The sequence below is a fragment of the Tabrizicola sp. BL-A-41-H6 genome (genome assembly GCF_050632395.1).
Classification (GTDB): domain Bacteria; phylum Pseudomonadota; class Alphaproteobacteria; order Rhodobacterales; family Rhodobacteraceae; genus JAUYQR01.
Window position 1 is genome coordinate 1,321,749 of the sequence record NZ_CP192600.1, and the last position, 13,196, is coordinate 1,334,944.

Below are 13,196 nucleotides of genomic sequence, written 5' to 3' on the forward strand. Positions count from 1 at the left end.
GGGGGGTGTGAAACCCCCCGCCCTTCGTCAAAGAGCACAGCGCATGAAACACTTTCTCGACATCCACACCACCGAAGCCACCGAATTGCGGGGCATGATCAACTCTGCCCACGCGATGAAAGCCGCCCGCAACGGCCGCCCCAAGGGCATGAAAGACGATGACCAGCCGCTGAAAGGCCATATGGTCGCGCTGATCTTCGAAAAACCCTCGACCCGCACCCGCGTCAGCTTTGACGTCGGCGTCCGCCAGATGGGCGGCGAGACGATGGTGCTTTCGGGCAAGGAAATGCAGCTTGGCCACGGCGAGACCATCGCCGACACTGCCCGCGTCCTGTCGCGCTATGTCGACCTCATCATGATCCGCACCTTCGAGGAAGCGACGCTCCTCGAGATGGCCGAACACGCGACCGTCCCCGTGATCAACGGCCTGACGAACCGCACCCATCCCTGCCAGATCATGGCCGACGTGATGACCTACGAAGAACACCGCGGCCCGATCGCGGGCAAGAAGGTGGTCTGGGCCGGTGACGGCAACAACGTCTGCGCCTCGTTCCTGCACGCCGCCGGGCAGTTCGGCTTCGATTTCACCTTCACCGGCCCCGAAACGCTGGACCCGGAAGACAAATTCATCGCCTTCGCCCGCGCCAAAGGCTCTCGGGTCACCATCCAGCGCGACCCCTTCGCCGCCGTCGAGGGCGCCGATCTTGTCGTCACCGACACCTGGGTCTCGATGCACGATCCCGAAAGCGCCAAGGAACGCCGTCACAACCAGCTGCGCCCCTACCAGGTGAACGAAGCCCTGATGTCGCGCGCCAAACCTGACGCGCTTTTCATGCACTGCCTGCCCGCGCACCGCAACGACGAGGCGACGAGCGCGGTGATGGACGGCCCTCACTCGGTCGTATTCGACGAGGCGGAAAACCGGCTACACGCGCAAAAGGCGGTCATGCGCTGGTGCCTCGGCGTCTGACACCGGCGTATCAGCCGCAGCGGCGTTCCGCCGCACGCCCTTTCAGTCGAGACGCGGCAGCGCCGCCTCTCGCCGGTAGACGCGTTCCATGAAACGCGCAAATGGCGGCCAGTTCACCCGACCCGATGCTTCAGCACGACAGGCAGCACCAGATCTTCCTCGTCGTCCAGATGGCGGGCCAGCAGGCGGTCGAAATCCTTCAGATCGGTCAGGAAGCGCGCGGTCTTTTCCCGCCCCGCCGCCTCGTCTTTGGCTTGCAGCGCCGCATTGGCACCCTTGGCAAAGCGGTCGATCAGATCGTGCAGCGCATGGTGGTCGGCATCCAGCATCTCGAACCCGCGCGCGATGCGTGGTTCCAGCCGCGCCAGTTTCGGAAAATAGGCGTCATCCTCGATCTGGTGGTGGCCGATCAGGTCCGAGAGCAGGCCCGAACCTTGCCGCACCAGCCGCCCCGCAAAGGCGTCCGGTGCCAGCTTGCGGTCGATCCGGGCCTCGGTATCGGCGCGCAGGCGTTGCAGGGTGTGGCGGAACGCCAGATGCCGGTCCAGCCAGAAGGCCGCCAGCCCGTTGAAATCGCGGTGGTCGGGCCAGCCCTTGCGCGGCAGTTCCGCAAGGATCAGCTGGTATTCGGCGGGCAGGCCGCGGCGGGTCGCGAGCGTGGTGTCGGTCATGCCCCGGTGTCGCAACCGGGGGCGTCCTTGGCAAGGCCTCTCGACAGCCATCTCGACGGGCCCTCTCGACGGGGCCACTCGACGGGGCCTCTGACCAGGGATAGCGTGCCGCCAGACACCCAATGCCCGAAAGGCCGCCCGCATGTATGACCACATCATCCCGCCGATTGACCGCACCCTGGGTGCCTTGTCCGCGATCCTCGCCAAGGCCGAGGCGCATTGCGAGGCCAAGGGCATCAAGCCCGAGGCGCTGCTGACCTTCCGGCTGTTTCCCGACATGTTCCCCTTCACCCGTCAGGTGCAGCTGGCCTGCGATTTTGCCGCCCGTGCAGCCGCCCGGCTTGCCGGGGCCGAGCCGAAAAGCTTTCCCGACACCGAGGTGACCTTTGCCGAGTTGCAGGCGCGGATTGCGGCGGTTCGGGCCTACATGGCCGAGTTCGCGGCCAGTGACTACGAAGGCGCCGCGACGCGCGACGTGACGATCAAGATGCGCGGGCAGGACGTCACGATGCCGGGGGTGCAATACCTGACGATGTATTCGCTGCCGCAGTTCCATTTCCACGCCGTGACGGCCTACAACATCCTGCGCCACAACGGTGTCGAGATCGGCAAGCGCGATTATATGGGCGCCGTATGACCACGGCGGTCCTTGTCATCGACATGCAGCGGGGCATGGCCGACCGTATCGCGGCGGGCCGTGCGCCGGTGAACCCGGCCGCGATGGACAGGATGGCAGCACTTCTTGCCGGTGCGCGGGCGCACGGCATTCCTGTCATCCATGTGCATCACGATAATCCGGACCCGGCCTCGCCATTCCGCAAGGGTCTGCCGGGGGCCGAACCGATGGCCTGCGCCGCACCTGTCGCCGGCGAGGTCGTGCTGTGGAAGCACCGGTCGTCGGCCTTTGCCGGCACCGTGCTTGACGATCTTCTGCGCCGCGACGGGATCGACCGGCTGATCGTCGCGGGGGCGGTGGCCGCGTTCTGCGTCACGTCTACGGTGCGGGCGGCGTCAGACCTTGGCTACGCGGTGCTGTTGCCGACCGATGCGCTCCTTGGGTTCGATCTGCCCGCGTATGACGGCGGGCGGATCGACGCGGCAACGGTGCAGCGGGTGACGCTGTCGCTCCTGGGCGCCGATTTCGCCACGCTGACGACGGTGGCTCAGTTGGCGGTAGAGGCTGCCTGAAGCGGTATCACCGCGCTGGTCCGGTCGGCATCGGCAGTGCGCCCGGCCAGCAGCGAAACCACCACCAGCAAAAGCGACAGCGCCGCGTAGGTGGAGCTGAACCCGACATGCTCGGCCACAAAGCCGATCGACGACGGCGCCACCAAAATCCCGCAATACCCCACCATCGTGACCGTCGAGATCGCCATCGCTGACGGCAGGCGCGGATGGTTGCCCGCCGCCGAGAACAGGATCGGCACCATGTTGGCGATGCCGAGGCCGGCAAAGGCGAAGCTGACGATGGCGATCCAGTCGGCCGGCGCCAGCGCACCGCCCATCAGCCCCGCCGCCCCGATCAGGCCCGAGGCGCGCAGCGTGCGGACCGCGCCAAAGCGGTTGCGCACGGCATCCCCGGCAAATCGCATGATCGCCATTGCCCCCGCGAAGAACGCGAAGGCAAGGCCCGAGCGGAACACGTCGGAGCCGAGTTCCTTTTGCAGATAGATCGCGGCCCAGTCCAGCACCGCGCCCTCCGGCACCATCGAGGCCAGCGCCATGAACCCCAACAGCCAGACCGAAAGGTCGCGCGGCAAGAGGTGCTGTTTCGGCGCTGCGGCCTGCGCGGCGGTGGGCTTGACGCGCGGGCTGTCGGGCAACAGGAACGGCATCGCGGAGAATACGATGGCGGCGGTGATCGCAGCGGTCAGCAGCGACTGCACCTCGGACCCCCACTGCGCTATGACAAAACTGCCGGCAAAGCCGCCGACAAAGCCGCCAAGGCTCCAGAACCCATGCGAGGATGACATGATGGCGCGGTCCAACCGCCGCTCGATGTCGACCGCCTGATTGTTCATCGCCACGTCCATGCAACCCGCCATCGCGCCGAACACCGCCATGAAAAGCGCCAGCGCTCCGAGGTCAGGTGAAAACACCACGGCCGGCAGCACCGGGATCAGCGCCAGCGAAAACACCGACAACACGCGGCGGCCCCCGAAGCGGCTGATCAAGCGGCCCGCGAACAGCATGGAGCCTACCGCGCCAAGGCCAAGGACAAGGATCAGCAGGCCAAGCGTGCTTTCGGTGATGTCGTGGCGCGGCAGCAACAGCGGGATCTGCGGCGCCCACGCTCCCATGACGAAACCGTTGGCAAAGAACATCGCGGCAATGGCCCAGCGGGCGGCCTTGGCTTGGGCGAGGGTGGCGTGCATCGGTCGTGATCCTGCAGTCTGGCGGACGGTCTTTGGGGCTGACCCCGGAGGGTTTCACACCCTCCGGACCTCCCGTGGGATATTTGGGCAAAGAGGAAGGTAGCACTGGCCTCTTGCTTGGATGCGTCTACTTGGACTGAACGGGAAGGTGAAGGTGATAGCGGTCACATCCTGTTTCAACGCTGAAAGGTCAGGTGCCGCGGGGTTTGGCCCTGAGCGTGGGTTCCGCGACGGTAGGATCTTCGGGCCAAGGGTGGCGGGGGTAGGCGCCGCGCATGTCCTTGCGCACATCGGCGTAGGAGGTGGCCCAGAACCGCGGCAGGTCGGTTGTGACCTGCACCGGCGCGCGGGCGGGCGACAGGAGCGTGATGCGCAAGGGCTGGCGCGCAGCACCGATCAGGGGGTGGGTGGTGATCCCGAACATCTCCTGCAGACGCACCTCGATTGCCGGGGCATCGCCGTCGTAGTCGATCGGCACGGCGCGGCCGAGGGGGGTGGTGAAGCTGCCCGGGACAAGGCGGTTCAGCGTGGCAAGCCGGTCCCAGCCGAGGAGCGCCTTCAGGGGTTCGGTGAGGTCAAGGGCCGCAAGGTCTGCGGCGCTGCGGCGACCGGCGAGGTGCGGCAAGAGCCAATCTTCGGCGCTGGCGAGCAGGGCCGCATCGGTGACCTCGGGCCAATCGTCGCTGCGTGCCAGTGCCGCGCGGGCGCGCAGGCGACGCGCCGAAGGCGTCCAGGGCAGGCCAAGCAGGCGAAGGCCGTCAAGCGCCGCCCTCGCGATCCGCTCAGGCGGCGCGTCAGGCCAGGGCCGGTCGTCCAGCACAAGCGCGCCGAAGCGTTCCTGTCGGCGCGCCAGCACGCGGGCCTCGCGGCGCGACCACTCGCACACCTCGACCCAGTGGATGCGGTCGGCAAAGACCTCGCGCAACTCTGCCTCTGTCAGGGGCGCGGCCTGCCGGATCGTCGCCTCGCGCGGGTCGCCGTCCAGATCGGTGGCCACGATCAGGCGGGCCGTGGCAAGGGGCGTGCCGGGGGCCATCACCGCGCCCTTGCCGCCCGACAGCACCCAGCGCGGCGCGTCGCCCTTCCTGCGCAGGCCGATCCGGTCGGGGTAGGCAAGCGCGGCCATTTGTGCTGCCGAAAAATCCGGGTAACCGGCCTTTGCCATCCCGGCGGCAAGACGACGTGCCTCGTCGCGGATGCGCTGAATGGTGGGCATGTGCGCCTCCGGCCCGGGCCGGTCGATCGCCTTCAGGCGCAGCGCGAGGTCCGGCGCGGCGCCACGCAACGGGTCGCGTTCGGCCAGAAGGGCTGCCAGCGGTGCCGCCTTCGGCCCGGCAAGGGTCAGCATGTGGCCAAGCCGGGGGTGCAGCGGCAGCCGCGCCAGCGCCTTGCCGTGCGGCGTGATCCGCCCCGCCTCGTCCAGCGCGCCAAGCGAGGCCAAGAGCGCCCGCGCCTCGGTCAGAGGGCCGTCACGCGGCGGTGTCAGGAACGGGAGGTCCGCCGAGCCCCATTCCGCCAGTTCCAGTGCCAAGGGGGCCAGATCGGCCACCTCGATCTCGGCGGGCGGATAGGGTGCCAGCCCGCCTTCCTCGCCCTTCGTCCACAGCCGGTAGCAGATGCCCGCCGCCACCCGCCCCGCACGGCCCCGGCGCTGTTCCGCCTCGGCCTTGGTCACCCGTTCGGTCACCAGTTGCGACATCCCCGAGGACGGGTCGAACCGCGCCCGCCGCGCGCGGCCCGCGTCGATCACCACTCGGATGTCGGGCAGGGTCAGCGAGGTTTCCGCAATCGCCGTCGCCAGCACGATCTTGCGGTCGGGCGCGGGCGCCAGCGCCGCGCGCTGCGCCGCGAAATCCATCGCGCCGTAAAGCGGGCGGATGGTGCAGCCGGGCAGGTCGCCCAAAAGGTTCATCGTGCGACGGATCTCGCCCTCGCCGGGCAGGAACACCAGCACGCCACCCTCTGTCTCGCCCAGTGCCGCCCGGATCGCCGCGGCGGTAACAGCTTCCAGCCGCAACGAGGCGTCGGGCGGTCGGGGCAGCCAGCGCGTTTCCACCGGGAAGGCGCGGCCCTGCGAGGTGACCATCGGCGCATCGCCCATCAGCGCCGCGACGGGTGCCGCGTCGAGCGTGGCCGACATTACCAGAAGCGACAGTTCCGGCCTCAGCGCGCCGCGCACCTCAAGGCACAGCGCAAGGCCAAGATCGGCATGCAACGACCGTTCGTGGAACTCGTCGAAGATCACCAGCCCGGTGCCGGACAGGCCGGGATCGGACTGGATCATCCGCGTCAGGATGCCTTCGGTCACCACCTCGATCCGGGTTGTGGCGGACACCTTCGCCTCACCCCGGATGCGGTAGCCCACGGTCTGCCCGACGGTTTCGCCCAGCGTGTCCGCCATCCGCTCGGCAGCGGCGCGGGCCGCAAGACGGCGCGGCTCCAGCAAAAGGATGCGCCCCGCGACCAGCCCCGAGGCCAGCAGGTCCAGCGGCACCAGCGTGGTCTTGCCCGCCCCCGGCGGCGCCTGCAGCACGGCCATCCCGCGCGCTGCAAGGGCGTCGCGCAGGGCGGGCAGGGCGCTGGTGACGGGCAGATCGGCCATGCCGCCTTATGGCGCGCCGGGGCGGGCTTGGCCAGAGCGGCGACGGCGCCTCTCGCCAAGCTGGGGGAGTTGCGGCATGAAGGGGGCGGAGGCGCGGGAATGGATATCGAGGCCACGGCAAAAGCGGTTTTGGCGGGCGACAGGCGGGCCCTGGCGCGGGCGATCACCCTTGTGGAAAGCAGCCGCGCCGATCATCGCGCGGCGGCGCTGGGGCTGTTGCAGGTGTTGCAGGCATCCGGACGGCAGGCGCTTCGGATCGGGCTTTCCGGCACGCCGGGGGTGGGCAAATCGACCTTCATCGAAAGCTTCGGGCTGATGCTGACAGGGCAGGGGCTGCGGGTGGCGGTGCTGGCGGTGGACCCCTCGTCGGCGCGGTCGGGTGGGTCGATCCTTGGCGACAAGACCCGGATGGACCGTCTGTCGCGCGACCCTCTCGCATTCATCCGCCCCTCGCCCAGCCAGACCGAACTTGGCGGCGTCGCCCGCCGATCGCGCGAGGCGGTGGCGCTGTGCGAGGCGGCAGGGTTCGACGTGGTGCTGGTGGAAACCGTGGGCGTCGGCCAATCCGAAACCGTGGTGGCCGAGATCTGCGATATCTTCGTGCTCCTCCTGGCTCCGGCGGGCGGTGACGAACTCCAAGGCGTCAAGCGCGGGATCATGGAGATGGCCGACCTGATCCTTGTCAACAAGGCCGACGGCGATCTCAAACCCGCCGCGATGCGCACCAAGGCCGATTACACAGGGGCGCTGCATCTCTTGCGTCGCCGCCCGCAAGACCCGCCGGAGTTTCCAAAGGCGCTGGCGGTGTCGGCGGTCACCGGCGACGGTCTGGCCGGCGCGTGGGACGAGATCCGCGCGCTGGCCGACTGGCGCAAGGCGCACGGGTACTGGGCCGACCGCCGCGCCGCACAAGCCCGCCACTGGTTCGAGGCCGAGGTGCGGCGCAACCTGCTGTCGGTGCTTGATACCGCGGCCGGCAGGAGGGCGCTGAATGCATTGGGCGCCCGTGTCGCGCAGGGCGAGCTGACGCCCGAGGCCGCCGCAACCCTGTTCCGGTCGGGCGCGGAGGCCGGGTGAGCATTGCCACCGCAAGCTGGCGGCCCTTTGCCGGCGATCTTCTGGTCGCCACTCTCTTTGCGCCTGCAACCGACACCCGCCGCCGCCTGATCGTGACCTTCGGCCACCGCGCTCCGAACCCCGGCCATCTGCCGCCCGCCGAACCGGTCAAACGCTTCCTGCGCGCGGGCTGGGCGCATCTGCACATCCAGTCGCGCTGGAACGACTGGTATGTGAACCCGGAAACCGAGGCGCTCTGCACCGCCCTGAACCCCCTGACCGCGCGCTTCCGACACGTGTCCGCCATCGGCTTTTCGATGGGCGCCTACGCGGCCCTGCGCCTGTCAGCCGCGCTGAACCTGACCGAGGTGATCGCCGTCTCGCCGCAATATTCGATCCACCCCGACGTGGTGCCGTTCGATCGCCGCTTCCACGCCGATTCGGCCGGCTTCGATCCGGCGCTGGGCGATCTCGCGCGCCACGCGCGGCGCAATCTGGGCGGGGTGTTGATCCACGACCCCTTTCGCCCGCTCGACGCGCGCAACGCCGCGATGATTGCGGCTGTGCTGCCCCGCATGCACCTGTGCAGCTACGGCTTTGGCGGGCACCCCGCAACCGCGGTGATCCGCGAAACGGTTAAGTTCGGCGCGGTGCAGGACCTGATCCTTGCCGGCAAGGCCAGCCGGGCGCACATTGCTGCCCTGCACCGCGACAATCGGGCACAGTCCCCCTCATGGTGGCGCGGGCTTGCGGACCGCGCCGCCGCAACCGGGCGCACCCGCCTTGCCGCCATCGCGCAAAGCCGCGCGTCATCGCTTGACGCCGCCGGGGATTCCCCCTAAACGCGCCAAATCGAATTCGGACGCCGCCTTGCGGGCGGTGGTCTATTGTCTTGAACGAAGGATCACGACCATGTCGCGCGTCTGCGAACTTACGGGCAAAGGCCCGATGTCTGGCAACACTGTCAGCCACGCCAACAACAAATCCCGTCGCCGGTTTCTGCCGAACCTGAACGACGTCACGCTGATCTCCGACGTGCTCGGCCAGTCGTTCAAACTGCGCGTGTCGGCTGCTGCCCTGCGCACCGTCGATCACCGTGGCGGTCTGGATGCCTTCCTTGCCAAAGCCAAGGACGACGAACTGTCGACCGGCGCGCAGAAGATCAAGAAAGACATCGCCAAGGCTCAGGCCACCGTCTGACCTATCGTGGTTTCGTGACCCAAGGCCCCGCGTGATGCGGGGCCTTTGTCGTTTGCTGCCAGCCATCTGTGCAGCGACCCTTGGCCCGGCCAAGGGCAGGGTGTAAAGCGCAGGCCATGCGCTACGCGATCTCCACCCTTCGGCTTGTCCTTGCGCTGATTGTCGCGCTGACCTCGGTGCACACCGCCGTGGCGCGGTCCGCCGCAGGGCCGGTCACATGGGTCGAGATCTGCGAAGGCGCGGCCACCTCCGCCATCGCGGTGGATGCCAAGGGCAACCCTGTAACCCCACACCCGACCTGCCCGGATTGCGTCATCGCCGTCGGGCTGTTGCAACACCTTACTGTCGCGACCGCCGCGCCCACGCACTTCACGCCCGCCGCGTACACGGGGCAGGGTGTAGACTGGCGCGGGCAGGAACCGCCGCCTGCCTCGGCACGGGGGCCACCGGCGCTGGCCTGATCATAGCCAACCGCCTTTACCCCAATTTCCGGAGATGACCATGCTTGCGTTCCGCAGCCTCCTTGCAGCCGCCGCTGCCGCACTGACCCTTGCCGCCCCTGCCGTCGCGCAGGACCACCCCGAACACATCCACGTCCATGACGCCTACGCCCTGATCGGGCCCGCGTCAGGTGCGGTGTTCTTCCTGATCCACAACAACACCGAAAACGACATCCGCATCGTCGGCGCGCGCAGCGAACTGGCCAAGAAGGCCGAACTCCACTCCCATACCGAAGACGCCAATGGCGTGATGAAGATGGGCAAGATCGAAGGCGGCGTGCCTTTGGCCGCAGGCGAGATGCACGCCTTTGAACGCGGTGGCGACCATGTCATGCTGATGGGCCTGACGACCGATCTGAAGGACGGCGACATGATCCCGCTGACGTTGATCTTCGAAGATGGCGCCGAGATCCAGCTTGACGTGCCAGTCGACAATGCCCGCACGCCTGATCAGGCGACCGGGCATTCAGACCATGACATGGACCATTCCGGCATGTCCGACTAGACGGCACGGCCCTGCCTAGGGGCGGGGCCACCCCATCCGGTCAGCTGCCAGAGCAGGTGGCTTCCGCCGTGCTGCCAAAGTTCTTGTAGCGGTCCCAGAACGCATCATCCGACGCGGATTGAGAAACCCAAGTCGCGTGCGCCTTTTCCGGGTTGTTGAAGAACGAGGCAGCCCGGCGTTGATCGCTGCCTTTCAGCGTCATGTCCGCGACCTGCTGGATGCAGCCGCACAGCGACCGGGTTCCCCGATCCGTGCCAAGACAGGCCCGCTCGATCGGGCCGGCTGTCGCAACACTGGCCGTAATCGGAAGAACAAAAGCAACGAGGGTTGCCCGCACAAAAGATTTCTTCATCATCTGCCTCATTGCCGGTCTGCGGGTCATCCCGTCACCGGTCATTTTCTGCGCAAGATAATGCCAAGTCCAAGGGTATTTTTCAAGGGATAACAGGGGTTTGGCCGCATCGGCAAGAATGCGCAACCGATCGCGGCGCAATCTGGTCAGGCCACAACATGCGGTAGGGGCAGCGTCTCTGGCGCCCGCCGCCCCCGGTTTGGTCATTCGATCGCTTCGATTCCGTCCCGCCGCATCCGCTCCACCATCGCCTGCATGCGGCGCAGCCGGTCGGGCGGGGTCGGCGCCCAGCCCTCGACCTCCTCCACCACCCGCAAATGGTGCTGGCAGCGGTAGGACAGGGTCGGGTTGCCGGGAAACTTCTTGTCCGTCACGTTGGGGTCGTCCTCCAACGGCCCCAGCGGCTCCACCACAAAGACCCGCGCCCGCGCGCCGTTGGTGGCAAGCTCGGCCGCAAGCACCGCGATGTCGACCCGCGCGCTCACGTAAACCCATCGCGCCGCAAGCCCCGCGCCGTAGTTCGAGCGATACCCCGGTACGATCAGATCGCCCGGTGCGAACTCAACCTTGGTGCCGTGGAAGAAGGGGCCTGCAATCGTTGTCATGGCCAGTGTCCTTTCGTGCTGTCTCGGGGCTGCCCAGCATCGCCAAACTCCGGCTCCTGCCAAGACTTGAACGAAATTCCTTTCCCCCCACATCAGTGCAAAGGCAAGCCCCACGGTGCCTGCGCCGCACCCACATTCAACGCCAAGAATCACCGCTTCCCGACCACCCTTCCGTCGGTTATATGCGGCCCCATGACCCAGCTTGATCTCATCCGCAACTTCTCCATCGTGGCCCACATCGACCACGGCAAATCCACCCTCGCCGACCGGCTCATCCAGATGACCGGCACGGTGGCTGCGCGCGACATGAAGGCGCAGATGCTGGACTCGATGGATATCGAACGCGAACGCGGCATCACCATCAAGGCCAACACCGTCCGGATCGAATACCCGGCCAAGGACGGCCGCACCTACATCCTGAACCTCATCGACACCCCCGGCCACGTCGACTTCGCCTACGAGGTCTCCCGCTCCATGCGCGCCGTCGAAGGCTCGCTCCTCGTGGTCGACGCCTCCCAAGGCGTCGAGGCGCAGACCCTCGCCAACGTCTACCAGGCGCTGGATGCCGGCCACGAGATCGTGCCGGTCCTCAACAAGATCGACCTTCCCGCCGCCGAACCCGAGCGCATCAAGCAGCAGATTGAGGATGTCATCGGCCTCGACGCTTCCGACGCCATCGCCATCTCCGCAAAATCCGGCCTCGGCATCCCCGACGTGCTGGAAGCAATCGTCACCCGCCTTCCCGCCCCGAAAGGCGACGCGAACGCGCCCCTCAAGGCGATGCTCGTCGATTCTTGGTATGACGCCTACCTCGGCGTCGTCGTCATGGTCCGCATCATGGACGGCGTGATGCGCCGCAACGACCGCGTCCGCATGATGCAAACCAACGCCGTCTACGGCATCGACAAGCTTGCCGTCCTGAAACCCCAGATGGTCGACATCGACGAACTGGGGCCGGGCGAAATCGGCATCTTCACCGCCTCGATCAAGCAGGTCCGCGACACCCGCGTCGGCGACACCATCACCCACGAACGGAAAGGTTGCGACACCCCGCTCCCCGGCTTCAAACCCGCGCAACCCGTCGTCTTCTGCGGCCTCTTCCCCGTCGACGCCGCCGATTTCGAAAACCTCCGCGAGGCGATCGAGAAGCTCTCCCTCAACGACGCCTCCTTCTCGTCCGAGATGGAAACCTCCGCGGCCCTCGGCTTCGGCTTCCGCTGCGGCTTCCTCGGCCTTCTGCATCTGGAGGTGATCCGCGACCGGCTTGAACGTGAATACGACCTCGACCTCATCACCACCGCGCCTTCCGTGGTCTTCAAGCTCCACATGAAGGACGGCGAGGTCCGCGATCTGCACAACCCCGCCGACATGCCCGACCTCACCTACGTCGACCACATCGACGAGCCGCGCATCAAGGCCACCATCATGGTGCCCGACGAATACCTCGGCGACATCCTGAAACTTTGCCAGGACCGCCGCGGCATCCAGCTTGACCTCTCCTACGCCGGCTCCCGCGCGATGGTGGTCTACGACCTTCCCCTCGCCGAAGTGGTGTTCGATTTCTACGACCGCCTGAAATCGGTGACCAAGGGCTACGCCTCGTTCGACTACGTGATCTCGGAATACCGCGAGGATTTTCTGGTCAAGATGTCGATCCTGGTGAACGAGGAACCGGTCGACGCGCTTTCCATGATGGTCCACCGCGACCGGGCCGAGGCCCGCGGCCGCGCGATGGTGGAAAAGCTGAAAGAGCTGATCCCCCGCCACATGTTCAAGATCCCGATCCAGGCGGCCATCGGCGCACGTGTGATCGCGCGCGAGACGCTGTCGGCCATGCGCAAGGATGTGACCGCCAAGTGCTACGGCGGCGACGCCACGCGGAAGAAGAAGCTTCTGGAGAAGCAGAAAGCCGGCAAGAAACGGATGCGCCAGTTCGGGAAAGTGGAGATTCCGCAGGAGGCGTTTATTTCGGCGCTGAAGATGGATGGGTGAGGCGCGACCCCGCGCTAGCGCGGGGTGAAAACAGTCCAGTGGACTGTTTTCAGCGCCGAACGCGCGAGCCATGCGAGCGCGGGTTTGTGGAGTTGAGCTGACTTTCTCTCTTCGTATTAGAATTATGCAAGGTTTTCTCGAAGCGAGAGCTGCCCAAACCAAGGCTCCCTTGACTCAATAATCGATAAGACTTTCTTCCAAACTCTCTTGTCGGACATGTCCGATAAGTTCGGAAAAGCCATCAGTACTTTGCGGATTTTCTTCATGATGTGTGGCTCAAGGTCAAACATATAGTGGGCTTTGTCGCGCAAAAGCAGGTGCGTTGCGGGTTGGCTCAATTGGATCTCGCCATCGCTATTAGTTTACCG

14 protein-coding genes are annotated in these 13,196 nt (G+C 66.6%); 9 read left to right on the forward strand and 5 right to left on the reverse strand.

Annotated features, from left to right (window positions below; all coding sequences use genetic code 11):
- Positions 1 to 43: 43 nt before the first annotated feature.
- The gene (gene argF / locus ACROUL_RS06590) at positions 44 to 970 is read left to right on the forward strand and encodes an ornithine carbamoyltransferase (RefSeq protein WP_431298721.1); all 927 of its coding nucleotides are present in this window, start codon (positions 44 to 46) and stop codon (positions 968 to 970) included.
- 113 nt (positions 971 to 1,083) lie between these two features.
- Here argF and ACROUL_RS06595 read toward each other — a convergent pair whose 3' ends face one another.
- A complete protein-coding gene (locus ACROUL_RS06595; RefSeq protein WP_431298722.1) occupies positions 1,084 to 1,641 on the reverse strand; it encodes a hemerythrin domain-containing protein in 558 nt (185 codons plus the stop codon).
- 142 nt (positions 1,642 to 1,783) lie between these two features.
- Here ACROUL_RS06595 and ACROUL_RS06600 point away from each other — a divergent pair, with 142 nt between their 5' ends.
- Positions 1,784 to 2,278, forward strand: coding sequence for a DUF1993 domain-containing protein (locus ACROUL_RS06600; protein ID WP_431298723.1), 495 nt, complete (start codon positions 1,784 to 1,786; stop codon positions 2,276 to 2,278).
- Positions 2,275 to 2,829 carry a cysteine hydrolase family protein gene (locus tag ACROUL_RS06605; RefSeq protein ID WP_431298724.1) on the forward strand — a complete coding sequence of 185 codons (555 nt, stop codon included), beginning with the start codon at positions 2,275 to 2,277 and terminating at the stop codon, positions 2,827 to 2,829. Before ACROUL_RS06600 ends, ACROUL_RS06605 begins: the two co-directional genes overlap by 4 nt.
- Here the strand turns inward: ACROUL_RS06605 and ACROUL_RS06610 are convergent.
- Both ACROUL_RS06610 and hrpB read right to left on the reverse strand, forming a co-directional pair.
- A complete protein-coding gene (locus ACROUL_RS06610) occupies positions 2,805 to 4,016 on the reverse strand; it encodes an MFS transporter (protein WP_431298725.1) in 1,212 nt (403 codons plus the stop codon). The genes ACROUL_RS06605 and ACROUL_RS06610 overlap by 25 nt on opposite strands.
- Positions 4,017 to 4,206: 190 nt before the next feature.
- Entirely contained in the window at positions 4,207 to 6,618 is a 2,412-nt protein-coding gene (hrpB, locus tag ACROUL_RS06615) for an ATP-dependent helicase HrpB (protein ID WP_431298726.1), read from the reverse strand.
- 99 nt (positions 6,619 to 6,717) lie between these two features.
- Between hrpB and meaB the strand changes: the two genes are divergently transcribed.
- From meaB to ACROUL_RS06640, 5 genes are all read left to right on the forward strand, one after another.
- On the forward strand, positions 6,718 to 7,695 hold the full coding sequence (gene meaB, locus ACROUL_RS06620) for a methylmalonyl Co-A mutase-associated GTPase MeaB (RefSeq protein WP_431298727.1): 978 nt from the start codon (positions 6,718 to 6,720) through the stop codon (positions 7,693 to 7,695).
- A complete protein-coding gene (locus ACROUL_RS06625) occupies positions 7,692 to 8,516 on the forward strand; it encodes an alpha/beta hydrolase (RefSeq protein WP_431298728.1) in 825 nt (274 codons plus the stop codon). The genes meaB and ACROUL_RS06625 overlap by 4 nt, the downstream gene beginning before the upstream one ends.
- 70 nt (positions 8,517 to 8,586) lie before the next feature.
- A complete protein-coding gene (rpmB, locus tag ACROUL_RS06630; protein ID WP_305570179.1) occupies positions 8,587 to 8,874 on the forward strand; it encodes a 50S ribosomal protein L28 in 288 nt (95 codons plus the stop codon).
- A 116-nt stretch (positions 8,875 to 8,990) separates the two neighbouring features.
- A complete protein-coding gene (locus tag ACROUL_RS06635; protein ID WP_431298729.1) occupies positions 8,991 to 9,335 on the forward strand; it encodes a hypothetical protein in 345 nt (114 codons plus the stop codon).
- Between the two features lie 40 nt (positions 9,336 to 9,375).
- Positions 9,376 to 9,879, forward strand: coding sequence for a copper chaperone PCu(A)C (locus ACROUL_RS06640; protein ID WP_431298730.1), 504 nt, complete (start codon positions 9,376 to 9,378; stop codon positions 9,877 to 9,879).
- Between the two features lie 40 nt (positions 9,880 to 9,919).
- On the opposite strand, the gene ACROUL_RS06645 is transcribed toward ACROUL_RS06640, so the two are convergent.
- A complete protein-coding gene (locus ACROUL_RS06645) occupies positions 9,920 to 10,438 on the reverse strand; it encodes a hypothetical protein (RefSeq protein ID WP_431298731.1) in 519 nt (172 codons plus the stop codon).
- The gene (arr, locus tag ACROUL_RS06650) at positions 10,435 to 10,836 is read right to left on the reverse strand and encodes an NAD(+)--rifampin ADP-ribosyltransferase (RefSeq protein ID WP_431298732.1); all 402 of its coding nucleotides are present in this window, start codon (positions 10,834 to 10,836) and stop codon (positions 10,435 to 10,437) included. The genes ACROUL_RS06645 and arr overlap by 4 nt, the downstream gene beginning before the upstream one ends.
- Positions 10,837 to 11,028: 192 nt before the next feature.
- On the opposite strand from arr, the gene lepA reads away from it, so the two are divergent.
- Positions 11,029 to 12,828 (forward strand): translation elongation factor 4, encoded by a 1,800-nt coding sequence (gene lepA / locus ACROUL_RS06655; protein ID WP_431298733.1) that lies wholly within the window; start codon positions 11,029 to 11,031, stop codon positions 12,826 to 12,828.
- Positions 12,829 to 13,196: the final 368 nt, after the last annotated feature.

Excerpts from the sequence above, each read along its gene's own strand:
- ACROUL_RS06645 (WP_431298731.1), bottom strand. The coding sequence starts at position 10,438 with ATGACCAAACCGGGGGCGGCGGGCGCCAGAGACGCTGCCCCTACCGCA.
- ACROUL_RS06610 (WP_431298725.1), bottom strand. The coding sequence starts at position 4,016 with ATGCACGCCACCCTCGCCCAAGCCAAGGCCGCCCGCTGGGCCATTGCC.
- ACROUL_RS06600 (WP_431298723.1), top strand. The coding sequence starts at position 1,784 with ATGTATGACCACATCATCCCGCCGATTGACCGCACCCTGGGTGCCTTG.
- ACROUL_RS06640 (WP_431298730.1), top strand. The coding sequence starts at position 9,376 with ATGCTTGCGTTCCGCAGCCTCCTTGCAGCCGCCGCTGCCGCACTGACC.
- ACROUL_RS06595 (WP_431298722.1), bottom strand. The coding sequence starts at position 1,641 with ATGACCGACACCACGCTCGCGACCCGCCGCGGCCTGCCCGCCGAATAC.
- ACROUL_RS06605 (WP_431298724.1), top strand. The coding sequence starts at position 2,275 with ATGACCACGGCGGTCCTTGTCATCGACATGCAGCGGGGCATGGCCGAC.
- meaB (WP_431298727.1), top strand. The coding sequence starts at position 6,718 with ATGGATATCGAGGCCACGGCAAAAGCGGTTTTGGCGGGCGACAGGCGG.
- arr (WP_431298732.1), bottom strand. The coding sequence starts at position 10,836 with ATGACAACGATTGCAGGCCCCTTCTTCCACGGCACCAAGGTTGAGTTC.
- rpmB (WP_305570179.1), top strand. The coding sequence starts at position 8,587 with ATGTCGCGCGTCTGCGAACTTACGGGCAAAGGCCCGATGTCTGGCAAC.
- lepA (WP_431298733.1), top strand. The coding sequence starts at position 11,029 with ATGACCCAGCTTGATCTCATCCGCAACTTCTCCATCGTGGCCCACATC.
- ACROUL_RS06635 (WP_431298729.1), top strand. The coding sequence starts at position 8,991 with ATGCGCTACGCGATCTCCACCCTTCGGCTTGTCCTTGCGCTGATTGTC.
- argF (WP_431298721.1), top strand. The coding sequence starts at position 44 with ATGAAACACTTTCTCGACATCCACACCACCGAAGCCACCGAATTGCGG.
- hrpB (WP_431298726.1), bottom strand. The coding sequence starts at position 6,618 with ATGGCCGATCTGCCCGTCACCAGCGCCCTGCCCGCCCTGCGCGACGCC.